The sequence below is a fragment of the Variovorax sp. PDC80 genome, from assembly GCF_900115375.1.
GTDB lineage: Bacteria > Pseudomonadota > Gammaproteobacteria > Burkholderiales > Burkholderiaceae_C > Variovorax.
Map to the genome: position 1 here is coordinate 54584 of NZ_FOWG01000005.1, position 26889 is coordinate 81472.

General features: G+C 71.0%; 23 protein-coding genes. 15 read left to right on the forward strand and 8 right to left on the reverse strand.

Annotation, left to right across the window (positions count from 1 at the left end):
• Positions 1-16: 16 nt before the first annotated feature.
• The 4 genes from BM109_RS16060 to BM109_RS16075 are packed head-to-tail and all read left to right on the forward strand — an operon-like array spanning position 17 to position 6707.
• Entirely contained in the window at positions 17-781 is a 765-nt protein-coding gene (locus tag BM109_RS16060; RefSeq protein ID WP_093344259.1) for a CerR family C-terminal domain-containing protein, read from the forward strand.
• Complete coding sequence (locus BM109_RS16065) at positions 778-2376, forward strand: efflux transporter outer membrane subunit (protein ID WP_093344261.1); 1599 nt, start codon at positions 778-780, stop codon at positions 2374-2376. The genes BM109_RS16060 and BM109_RS16065 overlap by 4 nt, the downstream gene beginning before the upstream one ends.
• Positions 2373-3581, forward strand: coding sequence for an efflux RND transporter periplasmic adaptor subunit (locus BM109_RS16070; protein ID WP_093344262.1), 1209 nt, complete (start codon positions 2373-2375; stop codon positions 3579-3581). Before BM109_RS16065 ends, BM109_RS16070 begins: the two co-directional genes overlap by 4 nt.
• A 21-nt stretch (positions 3582-3602) precedes the next feature.
• Complete coding sequence (locus BM109_RS16075) at positions 3603-6707, forward strand: efflux RND transporter permease subunit (protein WP_093344263.1); 3105 nt, start codon at positions 3603-3605, stop codon at positions 6705-6707.
• Here BM109_RS16075 and BM109_RS16080 read toward each other — a convergent pair.
• The 6 genes from BM109_RS16080 to BM109_RS16105 form a co-directional block, all read right to left on the reverse strand.
• Positions 6704-9133 (reverse strand): TonB-dependent receptor, encoded by a 2430-nt coding sequence (locus BM109_RS16080; protein ID WP_093344265.1) that lies wholly within the window; start codon positions 9131-9133, stop codon positions 6704-6706. The genes BM109_RS16075 and BM109_RS16080 overlap by 4 nt on opposite strands.
• A 125-nt stretch (positions 9134-9258) precedes the next feature.
• Positions 9259-10230, reverse strand: coding sequence for a FecR domain-containing protein (locus tag BM109_RS16085; RefSeq protein WP_093344266.1), 972 nt, complete (start codon positions 10228-10230; stop codon positions 9259-9261).
• A complete protein-coding gene (locus tag BM109_RS16090) occupies positions 10227-10739 on the reverse strand; it encodes a sigma-70 family RNA polymerase sigma factor (RefSeq protein ID WP_093344267.1) in 513 nt (170 codons plus the stop codon). Before BM109_RS16090 ends, BM109_RS16085 begins: the two co-directional genes overlap by 4 nt.
• A 170-nt stretch (positions 10740-10909) precedes the next feature.
• Positions 10910-12430, reverse strand: coding sequence for a tripartite tricarboxylate transporter permease (locus tag BM109_RS16095; protein WP_093344269.1), 1521 nt, complete (start codon positions 12428-12430; stop codon positions 10910-10912).
• 1 nt (position 12431) lies between these two features.
• Entirely contained in the window at positions 12432-12971 is a 540-nt protein-coding gene (locus tag BM109_RS16100; protein ID WP_093344270.1) for a tripartite tricarboxylate transporter TctB family protein, read from the reverse strand.
• A gap of 116 nt (positions 12972-13087) precedes the next feature.
• On the reverse strand, positions 13088-14047 hold the full coding sequence (locus tag BM109_RS16105; RefSeq protein WP_093344272.1) for a Bug family tripartite tricarboxylate transporter substrate binding protein: 960 nt from the start codon (positions 14045-14047) through the stop codon (positions 13088-13090).
• Positions 14048-14223: 176 nt separating this feature from the next.
• Between BM109_RS16105 and BM109_RS16110 the strand changes: the two genes are divergently transcribed.
• The 5 genes from BM109_RS16110 to BM109_RS16130 all read left to right on the forward strand — a co-directional run bounded on the left by BM109_RS16110 (position 14224) and on the right by BM109_RS16130 (position 17969).
• Positions 14224-14904 carry a response regulator transcription factor gene (locus BM109_RS16110; protein WP_093344273.1) on the forward strand — a complete coding sequence of 227 codons (681 nt, stop codon included), beginning with the start codon at positions 14224-14226 and terminating at the stop codon, positions 14902-14904.
• Positions 14901-16322, forward strand: coding sequence for a sensor histidine kinase (locus BM109_RS16115; protein ID WP_093344275.1), 1422 nt, complete (start codon positions 14901-14903; stop codon positions 16320-16322). Before BM109_RS16110 ends, BM109_RS16115 begins: the two co-directional genes overlap by 4 nt.
• Before the next feature lie 3 nt (positions 16323-16325).
• The gene (locus BM109_RS16120; protein WP_093344276.1) at positions 16326-16754 is read left to right on the forward strand and encodes an RNA-binding S4 domain-containing protein; all 429 of its coding nucleotides are present in this window, start codon (positions 16326-16328) and stop codon (positions 16752-16754) included.
• Between the two features lie 62 nt (positions 16755-16816).
• Positions 16817-17623, forward strand: a complete 807-nt coding sequence (locus BM109_RS16125) for a PPK2 family polyphosphate kinase (RefSeq protein ID WP_093344277.1) — start codon at positions 16817-16819, stop codon at positions 17621-17623.
• A gap of 151 nt (positions 17624-17774) precedes the next feature.
• Entirely contained in the window at positions 17775-17969 is a 195-nt protein-coding gene (locus tag BM109_RS16130; RefSeq protein WP_143129176.1) for a hypothetical protein, read from the forward strand.
• Between the two features lie 61 nt (positions 17970-18030).
• On the opposite strand, the gene BM109_RS16135 is transcribed toward BM109_RS16130, so the two are convergent.
• Positions 18031-18699: a hypothetical protein gene (locus tag BM109_RS16135; RefSeq protein WP_093344280.1), complete on the reverse strand. Its 669-nt coding sequence runs from the start codon at positions 18697-18699 to the stop codon at positions 18031-18033.
• A 147-nt stretch (positions 18700-18846) separates the two neighbouring features.
• On the opposite strand from BM109_RS16135, the gene BM109_RS16140 reads away from it, so the two are divergent.
• The 4 genes from BM109_RS16140 (at position 18847) to BM109_RS16155 (ending at position 23369) form a co-directional block, all read left to right on the forward strand.
• Positions 18847-20670: an ABC transporter ATP-binding protein gene (locus BM109_RS16140; protein ID WP_093344282.1), complete on the forward strand. Its 1824-nt coding sequence runs from the start codon at positions 18847-18849 to the stop codon at positions 20668-20670.
• Positions 20671-20725: 55 nt separating this feature from the next.
• The gene (locus BM109_RS16145; RefSeq protein ID WP_093344283.1) at positions 20726-21784 is read left to right on the forward strand and encodes a LacI family DNA-binding transcriptional regulator; all 1059 of its coding nucleotides are present in this window, start codon (positions 20726-20728) and stop codon (positions 21782-21784) included.
• 143 nt (positions 21785-21927) lie between these two features.
• Positions 21928-22779: an SDR family NAD(P)-dependent oxidoreductase gene (locus tag BM109_RS16150; protein ID WP_256222603.1), complete on the forward strand. Its 852-nt coding sequence runs from the start codon at positions 21928-21930 to the stop codon at positions 22777-22779.
• Positions 22780-22805: 26 nt separating this feature from the next.
• Positions 22806-23369 carry a carboxymuconolactone decarboxylase family protein gene (locus BM109_RS16155; RefSeq protein ID WP_093344285.1) on the forward strand — a complete coding sequence of 188 codons (564 nt, stop codon included), beginning with the start codon at positions 22806-22808 and terminating at the stop codon, positions 23367-23369.
• 13 nt (positions 23370-23382) lie between these two features.
• On the opposite strand, the gene BM109_RS16160 is transcribed toward BM109_RS16155, so the two are convergent.
• Complete coding sequence (locus BM109_RS16160) at positions 23383-24633, reverse strand: TetR/AcrR family transcriptional regulator (RefSeq protein WP_093344286.1); 1251 nt, start codon at positions 24631-24633, stop codon at positions 23383-23385.
• Between the two features lie 217 nt (positions 24634-24850).
• On the opposite strand from BM109_RS16160, the gene BM109_RS16165 reads away from it, so the two are divergent.
• Positions 24851-26083, forward strand: coding sequence for an acyl-CoA dehydrogenase family protein (locus BM109_RS16165; RefSeq protein WP_093344288.1), 1233 nt, complete (start codon positions 24851-24853; stop codon positions 26081-26083).
• Between the two features lie 23 nt (positions 26084-26106).
• The gene (locus BM109_RS16170) at positions 26107-26871 is read left to right on the forward strand and encodes an SDR family NAD(P)-dependent oxidoreductase (protein WP_093344289.1); all 765 of its coding nucleotides are present in this window, start codon (positions 26107-26109) and stop codon (positions 26869-26871) included.
• Positions 26872-26889 lie beyond the last annotated feature (18 nt).

Below are 26889 nucleotides of genomic sequence, written 5' to 3' on the forward strand. Positions count from 1 at the left end.
TGGTGTAATCGCCCGCATGAAGTCCACGGCTCCTCCTTCGACGCCGCCGGCGGAAAAGACCGCCGCCGCCCCGCGCGCGCCCCGCAGCGACGGCGCCGAGGCGCGCCAGCGGCTGCTCTACACCGCGCTGCGGCTGTTCGCGCAGAAGGGCTTCGCCAAGACCTCCACGCGCGAGATCGTGCGCGAGGCCGGGGTCAACATCTCGGCCATCAGCTACTACTTCGGCGACAAGGCCGGCCTCTACGCCGCCACCTTCAGCGAGCCCATGGGCGGCAACGCGGGCGACTTCGTGGCGCTCTACGCCGCGCCCGGCCTCTCGCTCGAGGAATCGCTGCGCATCTTCTTCGCCAAGATGGTCGAGCCCTTCGACCAGGGCGAGGTGGTGCGCCAGTGCATCCACCTGCACATGCGCGAGATGCTCGAGCCCACCAGCCTGTGGGCCAAGGAGCTCGAGCGCGACATCAAGGACCCGCACCGCGCGATCGCCGCGATGCTGTGCCGCCATCTCGGCGTGGCGCGCGCCGACGACGACATCCACCGGCTGACCTTCGCGATCACGGGCCTCGCGATGCAGCTGTTCGTGAGCCAGGACGTGATCGAGGCGATCCGCCCCGCGCTGCTGCGCACGCCGCGTGCCGTCGACACCTGGGCCCGGCGCCTCGCCGGCTACGCGGTGGCGCTGGTCGAGGCCGAGGCGCAGCGCCGCGCCGCCGAACCGGTGCCGCCCGCGCGCACGCAGGCGCCCCGCCCCCCATCCCGCTCCGGGAGAAAGACAGCATGAGACGAGTTCCACGACCGATCGCCATCCTCTGCCTCCAGGCAGGCCTCGGGCTCGGCCTGGCCACCGGCCTCGCCGGCTGCGGCCTGACCCGCCCGCCCGCCGCGGTCGGCGCGAGCGCCCCCGCGCAATGGCATGCGCCGCTGCCGCATGGCGGCTCGCTCGCCCAGCTGGCCGAATGGTGGCGCCAGCTCGACGATCCCTTGCTGGTCGACCTGATCGCGGCCGCCGAGGGCGCGAGCCCCAACGTGGCGAGCGCCGCGGCGCGGCTGGCCGAGGCGCGCTCGACCCGCGTGCAGGCCGGCGCCGCGCTGCTGCCCAGCCTCGATGCGACGGGCTCGGCGAGCCGGGGCACCGCAGGGCTCACGGGCGGCACGCCATCGGGAAGCAGCGGCGGCACCAGCTCGGGCTCGGGCAGCACCTCGGCCACCACGCCGATCACCACGCTACAGGCCGGCCTGCAGACCAAGTGGGAGATCGACCTGTTCGGCCGCCTGCGCGCCGACCGCGACGCGGCCGTGCAGCGCGAGCGCAGCGCCGATGCCAAGTGGCACGAGGCGCGCGTGTCGGTCGCGGCCGAGACCGCCAACGCCTATTTCGCCGAGCGCGCCTGCCAGCAGCAGCTGCGCGTGGCCGAATCCGATACCCGCTCGCGCGGCGAGACCGCGCGCCTGACCGACCTGTCGATGCGCGCCGGCTTCACCGCGCCGGCCGATGCCGCGCTCGCGCGCGCCAGCGCCTCCGATGCCTCGGGCCGGCTGACGCAGCAGCGCGCGCAGTGCGCGGTGCAGCGCAAGGCGCTGGTGGCGCTCACGGGCATTGCCGAGACCGAGCTCGAGACCCGGCTCGCGGCCGCGCCCGCGCAGCGCGCGCTGCCGACCGTGGGCCGCATCGACAGCGTGCCGGCCAACGCCATCGCCCAGCGGCCCGACGTCTACGCGGCCGAACTCGGCGTGGCCGCGGCCAGCGCCGACGTGGGTTCGGCCGAGGCCGAGCGTTATCCCCGGCTCACCATCTCCGGCAACATCGGCCGCACGGGCTTTCGTGTCAGCGGCTTCCGCGAATCGATCGAGACCTGGACCGTCGGCCCGGTGGCGCTCACCGTGCCGCTGCTCGACGGCGGCGCGCGCGCGGCCAATGCCGACGCGGCCAAGGCGCGCTACACCGAGGCCGTGGCGCTCTACCGCGCCAACGTGCGCCAAGCGGTGCGCGAGGTCGAGGAGGCGCTGGTCAACCTCGACGCCACCGATGCGCGCACCGGCGACGCCGACACCGCGGTGCAGAACTACCAGGCCTCGTTCAATGCCACGCAGGCGCGCTTCGACAGCGGCCTGGCGAGCCTGTTCGAGCTCGAGGATTCGCGCCGCACGCTGTTCAGCGCGCAGACCGCGCGCGTCTCGCTGCAGCGCGAGCGCGCCGAGGCCTGGGTCGCGCTGTACCGCTCCATGGGCGGCGGCTGGACCCGCCCGGGCACCGCGGCAGCCGCCGTCGAAGCCGCGCCGAAGCGCGTCCCCGTGACCATCATCACCACGCCGGGCCGCACCCTCACCATCTACCGCTCCTCCACCCCGGCCGCCAAGGTCGCGACGTCGCCATGAAAAGCCCCTCCCGCTCCACCCTCATCGTCGTCCTGGTCGCCGTGGCCGCCATCGCCGCGGCGCTGTTCCTGTTCGGCCGCGGCAAGCCCGCCGATGCACCGGCGCAACAGGGCCAGCAGGCGCCCGCCAAGGATGGCAAGGCCGCGCCGTCGCGCCCCGTGCTCACGGTCACCATCGGCCAGCCCGAGACCACCGAGCTCGCGGTGACGCTCGCGGCCAACGGCAACGTCGCGGCCTGGCAGGAGGCCAGCGTGGGTTCCGAATCGAACGGCCTGCGGCTGGCCGAGGTGCGCGTCAACGTCGGCGATGTGGTGAAGAAGGGCCAGGTGCTCGCCACCTTCTCGCCCGAGACGGTTCAGGCCGACATCGCGCAGGCCAAGGCCTCGCTGGCCGAGGCCCGCGCCACCGCGGCCGATGCGGCCGGCAATGCGGCGCGCGCGCGCACCCTGCAGGCCACGGGCGCGCTGAGCCAGCAGCAGATCAACCAGTACCAGACCAGCGAGCAGACCGCGAAGGCGCGCGTCGAGGCCGCCGAGGCGGTGCTGGCGGCGCAGCAGGTGCGCGGCCGCAACACGCAGGTGCTGGCGCCCGATGACGGCGTGATCTCCGCGCGCAGCGCCACCGTGGGCAGCGTGGTGTCGGCCGGCACCGAGCTGTTCCGGCTGATCCGCCAGGGCCGGCTCGAATGGCGCGCCGAGGTCACCTCGGCCGAGATCGCGCGCATCGCGCTCGGCACGCCGGTGTTCGTGGTGGGCGCCAGCGGCGCGCAGGTGCAGGGCAAGGTGCGCAGCATCGCGCCCACGGTCGATCCGCAGACGCGCGCGGCGCTGGTCTACGTCGACCTGCCGCCGGTGCAGCAGAACACCGGCATCAAGGCCGGCATGTTCGCGCGCGGCGACTTCGAGCTCGGCCGCAGCAGCGCGCCCACGGTGCCACAGAGCGCGATCGTGCCGCGCGACGGCTTCAACAACCTGTTCCTGCTGAAGGACGACAACCGCGTCTCGCAGCTCAAGGTGCAGACCGGCCGCCGCGTGGGCGACCGCGTGGAGATCACGAGCGCGCTGCCGCAGGGTGCGCGCATGGTGGTCCAGGGCGCGGGCTTCCTCAACGACGGCGACCTGGTGAAGGTGGTCGATGCGCCGGCGCGCTCCCCGGCCGCCGCGGCATCGGCCCCGGCCGCGCCATCCGCCGGCAACGGCAAGTAAGCCAGCCCCGGAGAAACCGCCATGAACGTTTCCGCCTGGTCCATCCGCAACCCCATCGCGGCGGTGATGCTGTTCGTGCTGCTCACCTTCGGCGGGCTGCTGTCCTTCAACGCGATGAAGGTGCAGAACTTCCCCGACATCGACCTGCCGACCGTCACCGTCTCGGCCTCGCTGCCGGGCGCCGCGCCCTCGCAGCTCGAGAACGACGTCGCGCGCAAGATCGAGAACTCGATCGCCACCGTGCAGGGCCTCAAGCACATCACGACCAAGGTGCAGGACGGCGCGGTCACGCTGATCGTCGAGTTCCGGCTCGAGAAGCCGGTGCAGGAGGCCGTGGACGACGTGCGCTCGGCGGTGCAGAAGGTGCGCGCCGACCTGCCGGCCGACCTGCGCGACCCGGTCATCACCAAGCTCGACTTCGCGGCCCAGCCGGTGCTGGCCTTCACCATCGCCTCGAGCCACATGGACGCCGAGGCGCTGTCGTGGTTCGTCGACAACGACGTGAGCAAGAAGCTGCTGGCGCAGCCCGGCGTGGGCGCGGTCGCGCGCGTGGGCGGCGTCACGCGCCAGGTGCACGTGGACATCGATCCCAACAAGCTGCAGGCGCTCGGCGCCACCGCCGCCGACATCTCGCGCCAGCTGCGCCAGGTGCAGGTGGAGAGCGCGGGCGGCCGCTTCGACCTCTCGGGCAGCGAGCAGCCGGTGCGCACGCTCGCCACCGTGACCTCGGCCGACCAGTTGAACGCGATGCAGATCGCGCTGTCGGACGGCCGGCGCGTGCGCCTCGACCAGGTGGCGCGCATCAGCGACACCATCGCCGAGCCGCGCGCGGCCGCGCTGCTCGACGGCAAGCCGGTGGTGGGCTTCGAGGTGGCGCGCAGCCGCGGCGCCAGCGAGGTGGAGGTGGGCGCGCTGGTGCACAAGGCGCTGGACGACCTCAAGGCCCAGCATCCCGACATCGAGCTCACCGAGGCCTTCAACTTCGTGGAGCCGGTGCAGGAGGAATACGACGGCTCGCTGCACCTGCTGTACGAGGGCGCCATCCTCGCGGTGCTGGTGGTGTGGCTGTTCCTGCGCGACCTGCGCGCCACCTTCGTCTCGGCCGTGGCGCTGCCGATGTCGGCGATTCCGGCCTTCATCGGCATGCACCTGCTGGGCTTCTCGATCAACGTGGTGTCGCTGCTGGCGCTGTCGCTGGTGATCGGCATCCTGGTCGACGACGCGATCGTGGAGGTCGAGAACATCGTGCGCCACCTGCGCATGGGCAAGTCGCCCTACGACGCGGCGATGGAGGCGGCCGACGAGATCGGACTGGCGGTGATCGCCACCACCTTCACGCTGATCGCGGTGTTCCTGCCCACGGCCTTCATGAGCGGCGTGGCCGGCAAGTTCTTCAAGCAGTTCGGCTGGACCGCCTCGCTCGCGGTGTTCGCCTCGCTGGTGGTGGCGCGGGTGCTCACGCCGATGATGGCGGCCTACCTGCTCAAGCCCATCGTCGACCAGGAGAAGGAACCGCGCTGGCTGTCGGTCTACATGCGCTGGGTCACCTGGTGCATGACGCACCGCTTCAAGACCATGGTGCTGGCCACGCTGTTCTTCTTCGGCTCGCTGGCGATGATCCCGCTGCTCAAGACCGGCTTCATCCCGCCCGACGACAACTCGCAGACCCAGGTCTACCTGTCGCTCGCGCCCGGCGCCACGCTGGCGCAGACGCAGGCCACGGCCGAGGAGACGCGGCGCCGGCTGATGGAGGTGCGCCACGTGCGCAGCGTCTACACCACGGTGGGGGGCGGCAGCGCGGGCGGCGATCCGTTCGCGAACTTCGGCACGCCCGAGACGCGCAAGGCCACGCTGACGGTGAAGCTCGACCCACGCGGCGACCGGCCGCGCAAGCAGGTGATCGAGAACGAGATCCGCCGCGCCCTCGAGACCCTGCCCGGCGTGCGCAGCACGGTGGGCCTGGGCGGCTCGGGCGAGAAGTACATCCTCTCGCTGTCGGGCGACGACCCCGCCACGCTGGTGGGCGCCGCGCGCGACGTGGAGCGCGACCTGCGCACCATCGCCGGCCTGGGCAACATCACCTCCACCGCGAGCCTGATCCGGCCCGAGATCGCGGTGCGCCCCGACTTCGCGCGCGCTGCCGACCTGGGCGTGACAAGCAGCGCCATCGCCGAGACGCTGCGCGTGGCCACCCTGGGCGACTACGACCAGTCGCTGCCCAAGCTCAACCTCGCGCAGCGCCAGGTGCCGATCCTGGTGAAGCTCGAGGACAGCGCGCGGCAGGACCTGGCGCTGCTCGAGCGGCTGACCGTGCCCGGCAGCCGCGGCCCGGTGATGCTGGGCCAGGTGGCGCAGCTCACGGTCGAGGGCGGCCCGGCCGTGATCGACCGCTACGACCGCTCGCGCAACGTCAACTTCGAGATCGAGCTCTCCTCGGTCGGCCTGGGCGACGCCAAGAACGCCGCGATGGCCCTGCCCTCGATCCGCAACCTGCCGCCGGGCGTGCGCGTGACCGAGGTCGGCGACGCCGAGGTGATGACCGAGCTGTTCAACAGCTTCGGCCTGGCGATGCTGACCGGCGTGCTGTGCATCTACATCGTGCTGGTGCTGCTGTTCAAGGACTTCCTGCACCCGGTGACCATCCTGTGCGCGCTGCCGCTCGCGCTGGGCGGTGCCTTCGTCGGCCTGCTGCTGGGACAGAAGGCGCTGTCGATGCCCTCGCTGATCGGCCTGATCATGCTGATGGGCATCGCGACCAAGAACTCGATCCTGCTGGTGGAGTACGCGATCGTGGCGCGCCGCGACCACGGCATGAACCGCTGGGAGGCGCTGCTCGATGCCTGCCACAAGCGCGCGCGGCCGATCATCATGACCACCCTGGCCATGGGCGCCGGCATGGCGCCGATCGCCTTCGGCTGGAGCGCCGCCGACTCGAGCTTCCGCTCGCCAATGGCGATGGCGGTGATCGGCGGGCTGATCACCTCGACGGTGCTGAGCCTGCTGGTGGTGCCGGCCGTGTTCACCTACGTCGACGACATCGAGCACTGGATCCGGCGCATGGTGCGCAGGCTGCGCGGGCAGCCGCCGGATCCGCACATCGACGACGACCTGGCGAAGGCGCCCTAGAAGTCGAAGCTGGCCTGCACCTGCCAGGTCCGCGGCGGCGCCACCGAGATGAAGTTGCGCCCCGCGATGGTCCAGTAGTTGTCGTCGAGCAGGTTCGAGATGCCGGCGCGCAGGGTGGTGGCCACGCCGTTCACGCGCGTGGCGTAGCGCGCGCCGATGTCGATGCGCTTCCACGAGGGCACGCGCTGCGTGTTCGCGAGGTCGACCCAGGCGCTGTCGGTGTAGATGTAGCGGCCGGTCAGCGTGAGGCCGGGCACGGCGGGCACGTCGTACTCCAGGCCGAGGTTGGCGGTGAACTCGGGCACGCCGATGGCCTTCCTGCCGTCGCTCGCGCCGCCCGCGGTCTTCGACATGCGCGCGTCGATCCAGGCCACGCCGCCGAGCAGGCGCAGGCCCTTGCCGATCTCGCCGAAGCTCTCGATCTCCACGCCCTTGTTGCGCTGCAGGCCGGCGGCGCGGAAGAAGTTGTCGCTGTCGACGAAGGCCGTGGCCTTGCGGATGTCGAAGTACGCGACGGTGAGGCCATGGCTGCCGCGGTCCCACTTGAGGCCGAACTCGTGCTGGCGCGACAGGTAGGGCGCGAGCTGCTCGCCCGCGTTGCGCGCACCGGCCGGCGCCACCGCGCCCTGGGCCAGCGATTCGGCGTAGTTGCCGTAGACCGAGATGCCGTTGTCGAACCTGTAGAGCGCGGCCACCGTGGGCGTGGTCTTCGACTGGTCGTAGGGCAGCTTCTTGATGCGCTGGTGGCGCGCGCCCAGCGTGACGAACAGGCGGTCGTCGAAGGCCGAGATCGTGTCGGCCACGGCGAGGCTGTCGAGGTCGAGCGCCGGGCTGTCGACGCCCTGCACCACCGGCACGCCGAAGGCGAAGGGATTCGGCACCAGGTTTTGCGTGTAGATGCTGCCGACCACGCGCCGGGGCAGCGGCAGCGACTGCGAACGCATGTCGAGCAGTTGCTGTCGCTGCGACACGGCGCTGAGCGCGAGCTTGTGATTCGTCGCCCCGAGCGAGAAGCTGCCGCGCACGCCGACATCGGCCACCTGGTTGGACTGCGTCCACAGCAGGCTCGAGGCGCTGCTGTAGCTGACCTGGCCCAGGCCGTTGATGGTGGTCTGGTCGATGTAGCGGCGCTCGGGCGCGGTCTCGCGCAGCTTGCCGAAGCGCGCGTAGGCGGTCCAGTTGTCCGCGAAGTCCCACTCGGTGCTCAGCAGCGCGAAGGGCTGGCGCACCTCGAGCATTTCCCACGAAGGCTTGGGATGCACCTTGGGATCGGGCGGCGGCGGCAGCGCGGCGCCGGCCTGCAGCAGCCAGTGGTTGAACAGCGGCGACGAGGTGCGCCGCGTGTAGCCGGCATCGAGCACGGCACGGAAGCGGTCGCCGCGGTAGTCGAGCGCGATCTGCGCCGCGGCCAGGCGCCGGTCGGCGCCGTCGTAGACCCGGCCGTCCTCGGCACTGAGGTTGATGCGCGCGCCGAACTGGTGGTCAGCGCCGAAGCGCTGGCCCAGGTCGACATGCGTGCCGAGCAGCGAGCGCTGGTTGGCCGACAGCGTGATCGAGCGCACCGGCGTGTCGGTGGCGCGCTTGGGCACCAGGTTGAAGCTGCCGCCGGTGGTGCTGCCGTAGCCCGAGGCACCGACCAGCCCGGCCGCCGGCCCCTTGAGCACCTCGAGGCGCTCGTAGTGCTGGATCGGGATGTTGCTGTACGCGAACAGGCCCTCGAGGCCGTCGAACAGGTAGGCGTCGCTGTTGGTGAGGAAGCCGCGGATCGAGCTCTGGTCGAGCGGCGAGGTGGCCGACAGGCTGGTGCGGATCGAGGGATCGTTGGCCACCATGTCGTTGACGTTGCGTGCGCCCTGGTTGCGGATCAGCTCGGCCGTGTAGGCCTTGGTGCTGAACGGCGTCTCGAAGATGTCGGCCGTGCCCAGCATGCCGAGCCGGCCGCCACGCGCCACCTGCCCGCCCGCGTAGGGCGCCGCGAGCACTTCGACGGCGGGGCCGGCGGCCGTGACGGTCACCGGCGCCAGTGCCGCGCCGCCGGCGCCGGGGACCACGGGCGCGCGCGCCTCCACCCGGCGCAGCGAGAAGCCGCCGCCCTGGCGCGGCACGGCCTCGAGCGCGCTGCCGGCCAGCAGCGCGGCCAGTCCGCTCGCGATGCCGTGGCGGCCCTCGAGCCCGCGCGTGACGGCGCCCGCGACCAGCGCCGGGTCGTAGCTGAGGTTGACGCCCGCGCTGCGCGCGAAGCGGTCGAGCGCGGCGTCGAGCGGACCGGCGGGCACGCTGAAGCTGCGGATCTCGTCGGGTGCCTGCGCGCGCGCCGCCTCGGGCAGCGCGGCGGCGGCGAACACGCCGAGGGCCAGCGCGGCATGCAGCGCCGTGTACAGCGCGAAGGTCGGCGCGCCGGCGGCGCGGAATCGGGAAAGGCTCATGGGTCTGGACAGGCTCGAAGGATGGAAGGCGCTCGTCGCCGAGCGGGTTCATCCAGGAGGTCGGACGAGAAATGCGATCCCCTCAGTTTTTTTGCGCCGTCCCCGAAATTTTTTGAAAAGCCCGCTCAGGCCGGCGGGCCGACCGACACCCAGTAGCGCGTGCGCAGCCGCACCGAGATCGGCTGCGTCTGCGCGAGGAACTGCAGCGCGCGGTCGCTGTCGCGCACATGGAACACGCCCGAGACGCGCAGTTCGGCCACGGCCGGATCGCACGACACCACGCCATGGCGGTAGCGGCCGAGCTCGGCCAGCAGGTCGGCCATGCGGATGTTCCGGCCGGCGATCACGCCGTCGACCCAGCCGTCCTCGTCGAAGCCGCGGCTGGCGGCCGGCGTGCTGCCCGATTCGGCGAGCCAGCGGCTCTGGCCTGCCTGCACCACGGCCTCGACAGGGCCGTCGCCCGGATGCAGCGCCACCGCGCCCTGCTGCACGCTGACGCGCGCGCGCCGTTCGTCGATGCGCACCACGAAGCGCGTGCCCAGCGCCTGCATCCGGCCGAACGGCGTGTAGACCCAGAACGGGCGCTTGGCGGCGGCGCCGGCATCGTCGCCGGTGCTGACCATGATCTCGCCGCGCCGCAGCACCACGAGGCGGCGCTCGTCGTTCAGGTCGGTGCTGACCGCGCTGTCGGTGTTGAGCACCAGCGTCGTGCCGTCGGCCAGCCGCAGGGTGCGCTGCTCGCCGGTCTCGGTGCTGGCATCGGCCAACAGGCGCTGCCACGGCGCGTGCTCGCGCAACAACCAGCCGGTGCCCAGCGCCACGCCGGCCAGCGACAGCAGCTTGAGCGCACCACGGCGGCCGCGCTGCTGCCGATGCAGCTGCGCGGCCTGCAGGGTGTCGCGCGCGGGGCCGGCCGGCATGCCGGCAAAGCCGCGTCGCAGGTCGCCGACACGCTGCCAGGCCTGCGCATGGCGCGGATCGGCCGCCAGCCATTGCGCGTGCGCGCGCTGCATCTTCGGCGTAGGTTCGCCATGGGCCAGCCGCACCGACCACAGGATGGCGGCGTCGATCACGCTGTCGGGTAGAACAGTGCTCATGATTCGAAGCGGAAGGCGTAGCAGGCGCGCAGCGCCTTCGCCACGTAGCGCTCGGCGGTGGCGAGCGAGACGCCCAGCCGCTCGCCGATCTCGCGGCAGCTCAGGCCGTCGAACTGGGCCAGCAGGAAGGCGGTGCGCACGGCGGGCTTGAGCGTGTCGAGCATGCGGTCGATCTCGACCAGCGCCTCGAGGATCAGCAAGCGCTGCTCGGGCGAAGGCGCTGTGGCCTCGGGCATCTGCGCGAGGGTTTCGAGCCAGGCCTGCTCGAGCTCGCGGCGGCGCCAGTGGTCGATCACCAGGCCGCGCGCCACCGACGACAGGTAAGCCCGCGGCTCCTTCATGCCCACCGGTTCGCGGCGCGCCAGCAGGCGGAGGAAGACATCGTGCGCGAGGTCCGCGGCATCGAAGGCATTGCCCAGGCGACGGCGCAGCCAGCCCTGCAGCCAGCCGTGATGGTCGCTGTACAAGCTTCGGACTTCCTGCTGCAAGGCGGATTCGGCCGCGGCCATGGCACTTCTCCAACGAGTGCCGGGCACCCATCAACGAATAAGAATAGTTCTCATTTTATGAAATTCGGCCGGTGCCTGAAACCGTTCGTGTTCGCGCGCAGGGCGGCAACCCAAAGAAAAAGCGCCGCGGGCATCGCTGCCCGCGGCGCTGTGTCGAACGAAGACCGGCCTCAGCTCGAGGCCGCGAGCCGCGCGAGTTTCTTCTCGCTCATGCGCTTGGCCACGCGCGGCAGCACCAGCACGGCGACGATCACGATGACGATCACGATCGACTCGGGCCGCTGGAAGAACACCACCGGGCTGCCCTGCCCCATCGAGATCGCGTTGCGCAGGTTGGCCTCGGCCAGCGGGCCCAGGATCATGCCGACCACCACCGGCGCGGTCGGGAAGTCGAAGCGCCGCATCACCACGCCCAGCAGGCCGATGGCATAGAGCAGGAACAGGTCGAAGGTGTTCTGGCGCATGCCGTAGGCGCCGACGGTGGCGAAGATCAGGATGCCGGCATAGAGCTGCGGCTTCGGGATCTTGAGCAGCTTGACCCACAGGCCCACCATCGGCAGGTTCAGCACCAGCAGCATGAGGTTGCCGATGTAGAGCGAGGCGATCAGCGCCCACACCAGCGCGGCCGAGGTGGTGAACAGCTGCGGGCCCGGCTGGATGCCGTAGTTCTGGAACGCGCCCAGCATGATGGCCGTGGTGTTCGAGGTCGGGATGCCGAGCGTGAGCAGCGGGATCAGCGCCGCCGTCACGGTGGCGTTGTTCGCGGCCTCGGGACCGGCCACACCCTCGATGGCGCCGGTGGTGCCGAACTCCTGCTTGGCGTCCGCGTCCTTCGCCATCTTCTTCTCGGTGGCATAGCTCAGGAAGGTCGGGATCTCGGTGCCGCCGGCCGGGATGCAGCCGAAGGGCGTGCCGATGGCGGCGCCGCGCAGCCAGGCCGGGATCGAGCGCTTCCAGTCGCGCTTGGTCATGTGCACCCGGGTCAGCTTGTTCTGGCCCTCGACCACGCGGCCTTCGTAGAGCACCGCGTAGAGCACCTCGGCCACCGCGAACAGGCCCACGGCCACCAGCACGATCTCGATGCCGTCGAGCAGCTCGGGCATGTCGCCCGTGTAGCGGCCCTGGCCCGAGATCTGGTCGAGGCCGACGCAGCCGATCGCGAGGCCCGCGAACAGCGCCGTCATGCCGCGCAGCGTGCTCTTGCCGAGCACCGCGCTCACGGTGGTGAAGGCCAGCAGCATCAAGAGGAAATACTCGGGCGCCGCGAGCCGCACCGCGTAGTCGGCCACGAAGGGCGCGAACAGCGTGACGACCACGGTGGCAATGGTGCCGGCGACGAAGGAGCCGATGGCCGCGGTGGCGAGCGCCGCGCCCGCGCGTCCGCTCTTGGCCATCTTGTTGCCCTCCATCGCCGTCACCATGCTGGCGGTTTCGCCGGGCGTGTTGAGCAGGATCGAGGTGGTCGAGCCGCCGTACATGGCGCCGTAGTAGATGCCCGAGAAGAAGATCATCGAGGCCGTGATGTCGACCTTGCCGGTGATCGGCAGCAGCATCGCCACCGCCACCGCGGGGCCGATGCCGGGCAGCACGCCGACGGCCGTGCCCAGGGCGCAGCCGATCAGGCACCACAGCAGGTTGATCGGGGTGATTGCGGCCGCGAAGCCGCTCATGAGGGCGTTGAAGATGTCCATGTCAGATCCACCCTGTGGCAGTGAGGCCCGGCAGGCTGATGGCCAGGAACTTGGTGAACATCCAGAACACCGGCGCCGAGATCGCGACGCCGGTCAGGAAATCGACCACCCAGGTGCGCGCCGAGCCGGCGGCCGGCTGGCCACTCGCGCGGCGCAGGCCCTGCACCGCGAGCAGATAGCACAGCGCGCAGCTCAGGATGAAGCCGATGGTGGTGATCAGCGCCGCGTTGAGCAGCAGCCCGGCCGAGACCCAGACGAAGCCGGGCCAGTAGGCGCGGTCGTCGCCCGAGGGCGCCTCGAGTTCGCGGAAGCCACCGCTGCGCGCTTCCCAGGTGATCCAGGCGCCGCAGATGATCAAGACGATGGACACCAGCCAGGGCAGGAAGTTGGGGCCGACGCCGCCGTAGCCGGCCTCGGAGGAGATGCCGATGGCGCCGAAGGCCAGCGCGGCGCCGGTCAGCAGCACGCCGACGCCGACGACCGTTTGAGGCCACGGCGCGGACGGCGCGGCGGGGGCGGCGCCCGGGTCGGGCGGCGCCATCGAGGGATTTGGTGTTGTCATTTCTGGCTCCCGGATTCGAGCGAGACGGGCTGGATTTGAAAACGGCACGCTGTCGTGAGGGACAGCGCGCCGTGTGGGCTGGGTGGAGCGGAGGCTCAGACCATGCCGGACTTGGCCATGATGGCGCGCAGGCTCGCGAAGTCGTCGTCGACGAACTTGCTGAAGGCGTCGCCCGAGAGCACGGCCGGCGTCCAGTCGTTCTTCTTGAGCGACTCGGCCCACGAGGCGCTCTTGAGCGCGGCCAGCACCATCTCGGTCAGGGCCTTGCGCTGCTCGGCGCTGATGCCGGGCGCGCCGTACACGCCGCGCCAGTTGCCGATCTCGACGTCGATGCCCTGCTCCTTGAGCGTGGGCACGTTGATGCCAGGCAGGCGCTGGGCCGAGGTGACGGCGATGGGCTTCATCTTGCCGGCCGCGATGTATTCGGCGAACTCGCTGTAGCCGCTGCCGCCGATGGTGACGTTGCCGCCGAGGATGGCCGCGGTGGCCTCGCCGCCTCCGCGGAAGGCCACGTAGTTGATCTTCGAGGGATCGGCGCCGACCTTCTGCGCGATCATGGCCGCGGCGATGTGCTCGGTGGAGCCGCGCGAACCGCCGCCCCACTTGACGCTGCCCGGGTCCTTCTTGAGCTGCTCGACCACGTCCTTCATGGTCTTGAACGGCGAGTTCGAGGGCAGCACGAAGACGTTGTATTCGGTGGTCATGCGCGCGATCGGCGTGGCCTGCTCGAGCTTGACCGGCGGCTTGCCGGTGATGATGCCGCCCAGCATGACCGAGCCCATCACCATCAGCGCGTTCGGATCGCCCTTGGAACCGTTGACGAACTGGGCCAGGCCCAGCGCGCCGGCGGCGCCGCCCTTGTTGTCGTAGGCCACCGTGTCGGCCACCTTGGCGTCGGTCAGCGCCTTGCCCAGCGCGCGACCCGTGGTGTCCCATCCGCCGCCGGGGTTGGCGGGAATCATCATCTTGACGTTGGCTGCGGCGCGTGCCGACAGCGGCAGCGCGCCGGCGGCGGCCAGCGCGGCCAGGGACTTCAAAAAGGTATCGCGACGCATCGTTGGTGTCTCCTGAGGGGGAAAAGGAACGGAACCTGACTTGGACCTGAACCGCTATCATGCGCCGCCCCGCTGTCAGTTGGCTGTCCACCGGACTGGGGAAAACACCGAAGCCCTCCCCCGCCCCGAGCCCCTTTCCGAGCTTTGCGCGCGCCCCCCGCCGGCCGCCCCGATCCATGAAGTTGCTGCTGGTCGAAGACGATCCCTCGATGCAGGTCACGCTGCAGCGCAGCCTCGCGCGCCGCAAGATCGACGTGCGGGTCTGCGGCGATGGCGCGCTCGCGCTCGAGCACTGGCGCGCGGTCGAGCCCGACGTGGTGGCGCTCGACCTCAGCCTGCCCAACCTCGACGGCCTGCAGGTGCTGGCGCAGGCGCGCGCCGAGGGCCTGCGCACCCCCGTGCTGCTGCTGACCGCGCGCGGCACCGTGGGCGACCGCATCGTCGGGCTGAACGCCGGCGCCGACGACTACCTGCCCAAGCCCTTCGACCTCGACGAGCTCGAGGCCCGCATCCGCGCGCTGCGCCGGCGCAACCAGAACGCCGGGCCCGACCCGGTGCTCAATCCGCAGGAGGTCGGCGGCCTGCGCTTCGAGCCCGACAGCGGCGCCATCTACCACCGCGCCGAGGTGCTCGAACTCACGCCGCGCGAGCTCGCGCTGCTCAAGGCGCTGATGATGAAGCCCGGCCACGCGCTCACCAAGGAACGGCTGTTCGAACTGGTGTTCCCGGGCGAGACCGACGTGCAGTACGAGGCGGTCGAGGTGGTGGTGTACCGGCTGCGCAAGAAGCTGGTGGGCACCGGCGCCGCGCTGATGACGCTGCGCGGCCTGGGCTACCTTCTTCGCGCGGAGCCATGACGACCAACCTGTCGCTGCGCGCGAGGCTGCTGTTCGGCATCCTCGCGCCGGTCGCGCTGCTGATCGTGATCAACAGCGTGAGCCTCTACCGCCAGAGCCTGGCCGCCGCCACCACCGCCTACGACCGCACGCTGCTCGCCTCGGCCAAGACCATCGGCGAACAGCTCGACGTGGAGGGCTACGACGAGCATGCCGAGCTGCGCGCGATCGTGCCCTACTCGGCGCTCGAGGCCTTCGAGGCCGACAACCGCAGCCGGCTCTTCTACCGCGTCTCCACGCTGCAGGGCGAGATGATCTCGGGCTTCGCCGAGCTGCCGTTCTGGCACGGCCGCATTCCCGATCGCACGCCCTATGCCGCGCTGGTCGACTTCTACGACGCGCGCTTTCGCGACCAGCCGGTGCGCGTGGCGGTGCTGCTGCAGCCGGTGGCCAGCGCGCGCGGCCGCGGCATGGCCGTGGTGCAGGTGGCCGAGACCCTGGAGCTGCGCGAGACCCTGGTGCGCAAGCTGCTGCTCGACACGCTGTGGCGCCAGCTGCTGCTGATGGGCGTGATCGCGGCCGTGACGGTGTTCGTGGTGCAGCGCGCGACCCGGCCGGTGCGCCAGCTCGGCGAGGCGATCGACCGGCGCGCCGCCGACGACCTGTCGCCGATCGACGCGCCCGATGCGCCGCGCGAGCTGCGCCCGCTGATCGATGCCACCACCGAGGTCATGGGGCGGCTGCAGCGGCTGCTCGACCACCAGAAGCGCTTCGTGCGCGACAGCGCGCACCAGCTGCGCACCCCGCTGGCGGTACTCAAGGCGCAGGTGCAGTCGGCGCGGCGCGGCGACCTGGCGCCCGAGCAGGCGCTGGTCGAGATCAATCAGACCGTGGACCGCGCGACCGCGCTGGCCAACCAGATGCTGTCGCTGGCCAAGGTGGAGCAGCTGCGCCAGCAGCCCGAGTCGGTGCGGCTCGACCTGGCCGAGGTGGCACGCCAGATCGTGCTCGACCTGTCGCCGCTGATCGCCGACAAGGCGCTCGACTTCGAGCTCGATGCCGACGCGCCGGTGCCGGTGCGCGCCCACCGCTGGATGCTGCAGGAGCTCACGCGCAACCTGCTGCACAACGCGATCAAGCAGTCGCCGGCCGGCGGCGCGCTGTCGGTGGCGGTGCGTGCCGAGGCCGGCGAGGCGATGCTGCGGGTGCGCGACAGCGGCCCGGGCATCTCCGCCGAGCTGCGGCAGCGGCTGTTCGCGCCCTTCTCGGCCGGCGACAGCGCCAGCGGCTCGGGCCTGGGCCTCGCGATCTGCCGCGAGATCGTGCTCGCGCTCGACGGCCGGATCGCGCTCGACAACCGCACGGGGCCCGACTCGCGGGACAATATCGCCGGGCTCGACGCCGTCGTGCACCTGCCCCTGGACCGGCACACCTCCTGATTTATGGATCGTCTTCGCATCGACAAATGGCTTTGGGCCGCCCGCTTCTTCAAGACCCGCTCGCTGGCGGCCGAGGAGATCGGCAAGAACCGCATCCTGGTGAACGGCGACGTCGCCAAGGCCTCGCGCGAGGTCAAGGTCGGCGACGCCGTCGCAATCCGGCTCGGCCCGCTGACCCGCACCGTCACCGTGCGCGGCCTCAGCGGCCAGCGCGGCCCGGCGCCGGTGGCCCAGCAGCTCTACGAGGAAACGCCCGAGAGCCTGGCGGCGCAGGCCGCCTTCCGCGAACAGCGCCGCATGGGCAGCGAACCCGCGCTCGCCATCGAGCAGGGCCGCCCGACCAAGCGCGACCGGCGCGTGCTCGACGACGCGGCGCGCCATGCCGAGTGGGACAACCGCTGGAGCGCCTCGATCGATCCCGACGAGCGCTGACAGCCGCGGCGCGTGCATCGCGTACCCTGTGGCCTTCGTTCATTCAACGGAGACCGCAGGCCATGGCCAGCTTCAAGAAGTACCGCGTCGGCAGCAAGTTCCAGCTTTCCCGCATCGATCCCGGCGACACGCCCTTCCTCAAGGGCAACGAGGCCGCGCAGCGCGACCGCCTCGACGCCCTGGCGATCGAGCTCGACGAACTGCAGAACCTGCTGCATGCCGAAGGCCGGCGCAAGCTGCTGGTGGTGCTGCAGGGCATGGACACCAGCGGCAAGGACGGCACCGTGCGCTGGGTGTTCTCGCGCACCTCGCCGCTGGGCGTGCGCGTGAGCGCCTTCAAGGCGCCCAACGACGAGGAGCGCGCACACGACTACCTGTGGCGCTGCCATGCCGTGGTGCCGCGCACCGGCGAGGTCATGGTGTGGAACCGCAGCCACTACGAGGACGTGCTGGTGCCGGTGGTCGAAGGCTGGATCGACAAAGCCGAAACGAAGCGCCGCTATGCGCAGATCGAGGACTTCGAGCGCTTGCTCGTGGAGACCGGCACCACCATCGTGAAGTGCATGCTGCACATCGACAAGGAGGAGCAGCGCCAGCGGCTGCAGGCGCGCATCGACACGCCCGGCAAGGAATGGAAGTTCAGCATGGCCGACCTCGAGGTGCGCACCAAGTGGGATGCCTACCAGCGTGCCTACGACAAGGCGCTGGGAGCGACCTCGAGCGCGCATGCGCCCTGGCACGTGATCCCGGCCAACAGCAAGCGGCACCGCAACCTGATGATCGCCGAGCTGCTGGTGAAGACCCTGCACGAGATGGACCTGAAGCCGCCGCCGGCCGATCCCGCGCTGCGCGGGCTGGTCGTGAACTGAGCTGCACGCCTTCAAGGGCCGCACGCCCGCGCGCGGACTGCGCGAGCGCCTACGCGACGCCGTCACCGAAGCGAACTAAGGTTCCACCGTGCGGATCGAAGCCCCTGCGACGGTGCTTCGCCGCGCATCCACTCCCATGAAGGACTCCAACATGAAAAAGACCCTCTTCATCCTCGCGGCCGCCCTCGGCCTGCTCGCTTCCTCCGGCGCCGTCATGGCCCAGCCCCATGGCGGCCCCGGCTACGACCGGCCGCACATGGCACCCCACCACCGCAAGCACAAGGTCTGGGTGCCGGCCCACCGCGAGCACGGCCGGCTGGTGCGCGGGCACTACGTCTGGCGCTGAGCCAGCCCAACGAAGAAGCGGCGCCGAGGCGCCGCTTTTTTCTTGACCGGTCGGACCCGGTTCAGGAGCGCCGCATGGGCGCCTGCGCCAGCACGCGGCACTGGCCGAACTCGCAGCGCACGGCCCAGCTGCCGCCGTTCTCGCACGGCACGGTGTAGGCCTCGTAGCCCGGGCCCTTGGCCGTGAGCTCGGCGCGCGGCTGCAGGTTGCAGCGGCCGTTCTTCGCGATCCGCTCGACGTTGTAGGTGTCGACGCCGGTGCGGCGCGGCGCGAACGACTCGACCGGCGAGTAGCCGTAGGCATAGAAGCTGTCGCGCACGTTCGGGTCGAGGTTACGGTAGCCGCGCTTGGCCATGCAATGGACCACGGCGATCTGCTGGTGCTCGGCGATCACGGCTTCGGGCGGGCGCGAAGTCATGTCGGCCACGACCGCGGCAACGCTGGTCCAGGCGGCGGCGCCCGCGATGCCCTGGCCGTGCACGGTGATCAGGCCCAGGCCGAAGGCGGCCCACATGCCGTTGTTGTCCTCGTTGCGTGCCGTGATGCGCAGGGCGGAGGTGCGGCAGTCGGCCACGTCGGCGTCGTAGCGCGCCTTGTCCACGCCCTGCATCGCCACCATGGGCACATAGGACAGGCCGCGGCCGGTTCCCGGCTCGGTCGGCGTCGGCGGCGTGCTGACGCAGCCGGCCAGGGCCACGACCGCGCACGCAAGGCTCAACAGCAGCTTCATGGGATCCCTCGTCCTCTACTTCGCGTAAGTTGCGGCGGATTTAACCATACATAAAGTTACTTTTGCATCGCCTCGTTGCGGATCAGCGACGCGTGCGTGCCGCGCTCCTACGCCGGGCAACCCTCGGCCTTGGGCACACTGCCCCCCATGCAATCCACGAGCACCCGGCCCGGCAGCGCCATCCGCGAACTCTATGCAGCCCTGTGGCACTTCGCCGCCGGCGCGCGAGGCCAGTTGCTGGGCGCCACCGCGCTGCTGGCCAGCTCGCAGCTGATCCGCCTCACCCTGCCCTACCTCGCGGGCCAGGCCATCAACGCGCTGCAGCGCGGCGACTTCAGTGGCGCCGGCCGCTGGATCGCCACGCTGGCCGGGGTCTACGTGGGCGCCTGGGCGCTGCACGGGCCGGGCCGCATCCTCGAGCGCAACGTGGGCGTGAAGGTGCGCGAGACGCTGGCCGACCAGCTCTATGCGCGCATCGCCGCGGCGCCGCTGGCCTGGCACGACGGCCACCATTCGGGCGAGCTGCAGCACCGGGTGCACCAGGCCAGCCGCGCGCTGTCGGACTTCGCGCAGAACCAGTTCATCTGGCTCACCAACCTCGTCAACTTCGTCGGGCCGCTGGTGGCGCTGGCGCTGCTGTCGCGCACCAGCGGCGCCACGGCGCTCGCGGGCTACGTGCTGATCGCGGTCGTGATCCTGCGCATCGACCGCGCGCTGATGCGGCTGGCGCGCACCGAGAACGACGCCGACCGCCGCTACGTGGCGGCGCTGCTCGACTTCCTCGGCAATGCCTCGACCGTGATCGGCTTGCGGCTGCAGGGCGCCTCGCGGCTGCTGCTGCGCCGGCGCATGCGCGCGGTGTCCGAACCGCTGAAGCGCACCGTGGTGCTCAACGAGGGCAAGTGGTTCGCGGTCGACCTGATGGGCCTGGCGCTGACCTGGGGGCTGGTGGTCATCTACGTCTGGCAGTCGCGCACGCCGGGCCAGGCCGTGATGCTGGGCGGCGTGTTCATGATCTACCAGTACGCGCAGCAGGCCGCGGGCGTGGTCACCTCGGTGGCGGCCAACTTCAGCTTCTTCGCGCGCATGCACACCGACTACGGCAGCGCCGCGCCGATCTGGGACGCGCCGAAGGGCGACTCGCTGGCCACGCCACCCGAGCAGGTGCCCGCGAGCGAGCGCATCGATGCCGAGGCCGCCTGGCAGACGCTGGCCGTCGACGCGCTGGACTGGAACTACGCACCGCGCGGCAGCGCACCCGCAACGACGACGGCCCCCGGCGAGGAGCGCCCGCGCGGCGGCCTGCATGCGGTGTCGCTCGCGCTGCGCCGCGGCGAACGCGTGGCGCTGGTCGGCCCGAGCGGCGGCGGCAAGAGCACCTTGCTGCGCGTGCTCGCGGGCCTTTATGCGCCGCAGGGCGGCGTGCTCGCGCTCGACGGCCAGCCCGCCGACTGGACGCAGTTGCGCCGCATCGCCACGCTGATCCCGCAGGAGACCGAGCTGTTCGAGGCCAGCGTGCGCGAGAACCTCGCCTTCGGCCTGCCCTTCGACGACGACGCGCTGCGCGCCGCGCTGCATGCGAGCACCTTCGACGAGGTGCTGGCCGCCACGCATGGCGACCTCGACACGGCGGTGTCGGAGCGCGGCTTCAACCTCTCGGGCGGCCAGCGCCAGCGGCTGTGCCTGGCGCGCGGCGTGCTCGCGGCCCAGGGCAGCTCGCTGCTGCTGCTCGACGAACCCACGAGCGCGCTCGACGCCGCCACCGAGGCGCGCGTGCTCGAGCGCATCGCGCAGGCCTTTCCGCGCGCCTGCGTGGTCGCCTCGGTGCACCGGCTGAGCCTGCTCGAGCGCTTCGACGCGGTGGTGCTGATGGAGGCCGGCCGCGTGGTCGATGCCGGTCCGCGCGACGCGGTGTTCGCGCGCCAACCCTTCCTGCAGCGCATGGTGGCGCCCGCGGCCGCAACGCCCTGAGCCGGACCCCGCTGCATAGAATCTCGCGCTTTCGGGCACGAGCACCGCACTGCGCATGAAACCCAAGGCCGGCAAGGCGAGCATCAAGGACGTGGCCACGCTCGCCGGCGTGTCGCTGGGCAGCGTCTCGCGCGTGATCAACAAGGTCGAGAACGTGAGCCCCGCGCTGCGCGAGCGCGTCGAACGCGCGATGCGCGAGCTCGACTACCGGCTCAACCATGCGGCGCAGGCGCTGCGCTCGCGCAGCTCGCGCACGGTGGGCTGCATGTTCACCGACGTCGCCAATCCGCTCTACGCCAAGCTCTACCGCACCTTCGAGGCCAAGCTGCGCGAGGCCGGCTACATGGTGCTGCTGGCCAACAGCCTCAACGATCCGCAGTGGGAACTCGAGATCCTCGCGATGTTCCAGGGCCGCCGCATGGACGGCGTGATCATCGCGCCGGGCAACGAGCGCGACCCGGCGGTGCTCGAGGCGGTCGAGAAGCTCGGCATCCCGGCCGTGATCCTCGACCGCGACATGGACGTGGCGCAGGACCAGTTGCTGTTCGACCATCCGCGCGGCGTGAAGGAGGCCGTGCTGCACCTCGCGGGCCTGGGCCATCGCGAGATGGGCCTGGTGGTGGCCGACATGCAGAGCCGGCCGATGCGCCGCCGCATCGAGGGCTTCAGGGCCGGGCTCGAGGCCGGCGGCCTGGCGGCGCGGCCCGAGCACATCGTGCGGCTGCCGACCTCCACCAGCCCCGCCTTCGACGCCGTCACGCAGTTGCTCGAGGGCGCGGTGCGGCCCACCGCGCTGGTCACGCTCGGCACCAGCGTGCTGGCCGACGTGCTCCACGCCATCGCCGCGCAGGGCCTGCGCATTCCGCGGGACATCTCGCTCGTCACCCTGGGCGACCCGGACTTCGCGCGCAGCCACCGCCCGCCGATCAGCAGCGTGACGGTGGACCTCGACCGTGCGGCGGAGGATGGCGTGCGGATGCTGCTCGAGCGCATGCGCGACGCGCCCGATGCGCCGCCGCGCCACGTGCTCGCGCCCACGCGCTTCGTGCTGCGCGGCTCGTGCGGGCCGGCGCCCGCGCAGGCCTCCGCGAAGCCGCGCAAGCGCGCGGGCTGACCCCGCACCGCGATCACGCATGCGATGGCCCTACACCTTCAATGAAACGATTCACCCTGGGAAAAACACCGTTCGCCGGTGCCAGCCTCGCGACTTAAGCTGCGGACCATTCCCACCATCGTCCCCGGCCCCGCGCCTGCACCGTGAACATCTCCACCGCCCCCACACCCCATGCCGAAGCCGCCAGCAGCAGCCTCGAAGGCCGCGTCGCGATCGTGACAGGCGCCGGCTCGCGCAGCGCCGAGATCGGCAATGGCCGCGCCGCCGCCCTGCTGCTCGCGCGCCGCGGCGCGCGGGTGCTGCTGCTCGATGCGCAACTCAACTTTGCGCGCGAGACCGAGCGCATGATCGCGGCCGAGGGCGGCAGCGCGCTCGCGCTGGCCTGCGACGTGTCGGACGTCGCGCAATGCCGCCAGGCCGTGGCCCATGCGGTCGAGGCCTGGGGCCGCGTCGACATCCTGGTCAACAACGTCGGCATCGGCGGGCCGGCCGGCAATGCGGTCGACCTCGACCTGGAGGAGTGGGACCACGCGCTGCGCGTCAACGTCACCTCGATGATGCTGATGGCGAAGTACGCGATTCCCGAGATGCGCAAGCTGGGCCGCGGCGCCATCGTCAACATCGCCTCGGTCGCGGGCCTGATCGGCGGCACGCCGGCCCTGCTCTATCCGACCTCGAAGGGCGCGGTGGTCAACATGACCCGCGCCATGGCCGCGCACCACGGCGTCGAGGGCATCCGCGTCAACTGCGTGGCGCCCGGCATGGTCTACACGCCGATGGTCGCGGGCCGCATGACGCCCGAGGTGCGCGAGCAGCGCCGCAAGCGTTCGCTGCTGCAGACCGAGGGCTCGGGCTGGGACGTGGGCCAGGCCGTGGCCTACCTCGCGAGCGACGAGGCGCGCTGGGTCACGGGCGTGATCCTGCCGGTCGACGCGGGCGCCACGGCCGGCAACGTGCCCTCGCCCGGCCTGCGGCCCGACACCCGCGCCGCCTGACATCCACCGACCGAGGACCCAAACCCATGCCCCGCGTTCCCCTGCTGCCCGAGCATCCCGAGGATCCCGCCGCCGCGGCGCTGTTCGAGCGCGTGCGCGCCGCGCGCGGGCCGGACTTCCACCTGCCCCATCTCTACCGCGTGCTGGGCACCGCGCCCGAGCTGTTCCGCGGCTGGCTCGACTTCGCGTGGCCGCTGCGCCTGAATGCGAAGACGCCGCGGCTGCTGCGCGAGCTGATGATCCTGCGCGGCGCGCAGCTCTCGGGCACCGCCTACGAATGGGCCCATCACCTGCCGATGGCCAGCGAAGCCGGCGTGAGCGAGGCGCAGATCGACGCGCTCGCGCACTGGCGCGACAGCGATCTCTTCGATGCCGACGCGCGCGCGGTGCTGCAGCTCGCCGAGGAGGTCACGCGCGGGCCCTCGGCCTCGGCGGCCACCGTCGCGCAGCTCAGGGCGCGCGGCTTCGACGACGCGGCCGTGGTCGAGCTGGTTCTGACCGCGAGCTTCTATGTCTGCGTGAGCCGCTTCCTGCAATCGATGGACGTGGAGCTCGAGCCCGGCTACGAAGCGCATCGCGCGCGCATGTGAGCCCTGCTGCGCTTCAGGCGGCCGCGCTCGCCTCGCTGAGCAGCCCCATGAAGATCGGCCGCACGTAGAGCGCGACCACCGAGGCCTCGCTCGCATCGGGCACCCAGCGATGCAGCTCGGCCGCGCCGTTGATCAGGCCCACCACCAGCTGCGCCGCGATCGCGGCATCGAGCGGCCGCAGCGATCCGTCGACGAGACCATCGACCAGCATCGCCGCCATGCGCTCGATGCGCTGCTGCAGCGTCCGGTGAATCTGCGCACGGTCGGCCGCCTCGGGCAGCGCGCTGGTCGACGAGAGGCGCAGCAGCGGGCCCTCGGCCGAGAGCTGGAAGCGCACCAGCATGCGCGCCGCCAGGCCCGCGCGCTGCCAGCCGCTGTTGCCCGTTTGCTCGGCGAGATCGAAGGCGCGACGGATGACCTCGAAGGTGCGCTCGAAGCAGGCCGAGATCAGGTCCAGCTTGTTGTCGTTGTGGTGATAGAACGAGCCCTTGGTGACGTTGAGCCGCGCCGAGATCTTGTCGACCGAGGCGCCGCGGTAGCCCTGCTCGTTGAGCAGCGCGGTGGCCGCGCGCAGGAAGGCGTCCATCGCGGGGTTGTCGGTGGGCGCGTGCAGCGCGGCATCCTCGGACAGCGCCGCCGCTTCCCATCGCGCCGCCGGCGCGCCGAGCCCGTTAAGCACGATGTCGGCCACGCGCGCAATCATGCGCGGGTACTGCGCCTCCTCGTAGCGGCCGAACCAGGCCGGCAGCCAGTGCACCAGCGACAGCAGCAGATGGGTGCGCGCATTGCGCATCTCGCGCGGCCAGTGCACCGTGGCCGGATCCTTGAGCAGGCCGCGCACGCGGCGGAACATGCCGGTGTAGGCGGTGTGCACCGTCTCGAGCTGCGGGCTCGGCAGCGCGCGCACGTCGCTGAAGACCACCACCGGCGGATGCTCGCCGAGCGCCACCGCCGCCAGCAGCGCGGCATGGCCCGCGAGGAAGGCACGCACCCGCGCCGCCACCGTGGCCTCGCGCGCCGCGGCCTCGGCGATGCCGTCGAACAGCACGATGGCGCGCAGGAAGCAGGCGGTGGCCAGGTCTTCCTTCTTGCGGTAGTAGTAGGTGACGCTGTTGGTCACCAGGCCCACGCTGGCCGCGATGCCGGCCAGGGTCGCGCCCTTGACGCCCTGTGCGTTGAACTGCGCCGCGGCCGCGTTGAGGATGGCATCGCGCTTTTCCTGGAAACGCGCGGTCTGCGGCTCGCGGGCTGTGACGGCGGTCATTGGGGCAAGCTTCTTCGGCGGCGGGAAGGACGGTGGGCCGCGATGATACCGAGCAGGAATCGAAGAACAAGTATTCGCGCATTCATCGGCATCAGCCATGCGAGTCACCTATGTTCCACCATTTTGGAATGACCGGTTTGTACTGGAACGGCGCCCTTGCTATCGTCGCCAGGCCCGGCTGCGCCGGATCCGACGAACGAAGAAAGAGGAGACCGCCATGGACTTCACCCTGTCCGACAAGCAAGTGCACTGGCGCGATCGCGTGATCGCCTTCATGAAGACGCACGTCTACCCCGCCGTGCCCACCTACATGGCGCAGATGCAGGGCTTCGGCGAGAACCGCTGGCAGGTCGTGCCGATCGTGGAAGAGCTCAAGGCCAAGGCGCGCGAGGCCGGGCTGTGGAACCTGTTCCTGCCGCTCGATTCGGTGCCCTCCGACAGCCCCTACAAGGGCGCGGGCCTCACCAACCTCGAGTACGCCGTCTGCGCCGAGGAGATGGGCAAGGTCGGCTTCGCCTCCGAGGTCTTCAACTGCTCGGCGCCCGACACCGGCAACATGGAAGTGCTGATCCGCTACGGCAGCGACGAGCACAAGAAGCGCTGGCTGCAGCCGCTGCTCGAAGGGAAGATCCGCTCGGCCTTCCTGATGACCGAGCCCGACGTGGCCTCCTCCGACGCCACCAACATCGAGACCTCGATCCGCCGCGACGGCGACCACTACGTGATCAACGGCCGCAAGTGGTGGTCCTCGGGCGTGGGCGATCCGCGCTGCGAGATCGCCATCGTGATGGGCAAGACCGACCCCGAGGCACCGCGCCATTCGCAGCAGTCGCAGATCCTGGTGCCGCTGAACACGCCCGGCATCGAGATCGTGCGCATGCTGCCGGTGTTCGGCTTCGACGACGCGCCGCACGGCCATGCCGAGGTGGTGTTCCGCGACGTGCGCGTGCCGGCCTCGAACCTGCTGCTCGGCGAGGGCCGCGGCTTCGAGATCGCGCAGGGCCGGCTCGGGCCCGGGCGCATCCACCACTGCATGCGCTCGATCGGCGGCGCCGAGGTGGCGCTCGAGAAGATGGTGCGCCGGTTGCAGTCGCGCACCGCCTTCGGCAAGCGCATCGCCGACCAGTCGGTGTGGGAGCAGCGTGTGGCCGAGGCCCGCATCGACATCGAGATGACGCGCCTGCTGTGCCTCAAGGCGGCCGACCTGATGGACCGCGTGGGCAACAAGGTGGCGCGGCTGGAGATCGCGATGATCAAGGTGGCGGCACCGCGCACCGCGCTGCGCATCATCGACATGGCGATCCAGGCCCATGGCGCGGCCGGCGTCACCACCGACTTCGGCCTGGCCAAGCAGTACGCCAGCATGCGCACGATGCGGCTGGCCGACGGACCCGACGAGGTGCACAACCGCTCCATCGCGCGCATGGAGTACGGGCGCTACGCGGACTGACAACTTCGAGGAGACACAAAACCATGTCCTTGTTCTCGCTGGCCGGCAAGGTGGCCATCGTCACCGGTTCCTCGCGCGGCATCGGCCGCGCCATCGCCGAGCGCCTGGCCGAGCACGGCGCGAAGGTCGTGATCTCGTCGCGCAAACCCGAGCCCTGCGCCGAGGTGCGCGACGCCATCAACGCCGCGCACGGTGCGGGCGCGGCGATCTCGATCCCGGCCAACATCTCGTCGAAGGAAGACCTGCGCCACCTGGTCGAGGAGACCACTCGCCAGCTCGGGCGCGTCGACATCGTGGTGTGCAATGCCGCCTCGAACCCCTACTACGGCCCGCTGGCCGGCATCGAGGACGACCAGTTCCGCAAGATCCTCGAGAACAACGTGATCGCCAACCACTGGCTGATCAACTTCGCGGTGCCGCAGATGATCGAGCGCAAGGAAGGCTCCATCATCATCGTCTCGTCGATCGGCGGCCTGCGCGGCTCGCCCGTGATCGGCGCCTACAACGTCTCGAAGGCGGCCGACTTCCAGCTCGCGCGCAACCTCGCGGTGGAGTACGGGCCGCACAACGTGCGCGTGAACTGCATCGCGCCGGGACTGATCAAGACCGACTTCGCGCGCGCGCTCTGGGAAGACCCCGAGAACCTGCGCCGCCGCACCGAGAACACGCCGCTGCGGCGCATCGGCGAGCCCGACGAGATCGCGGGCGCGGCGGTGTTCCTGGCTTCGCGCGCGGGGGCCTTCATGACCGGGCAGAGCCTGGTCATCGATGGCGGCGTGACCTGCTGAGCGCCGCGGCGCCGGGAC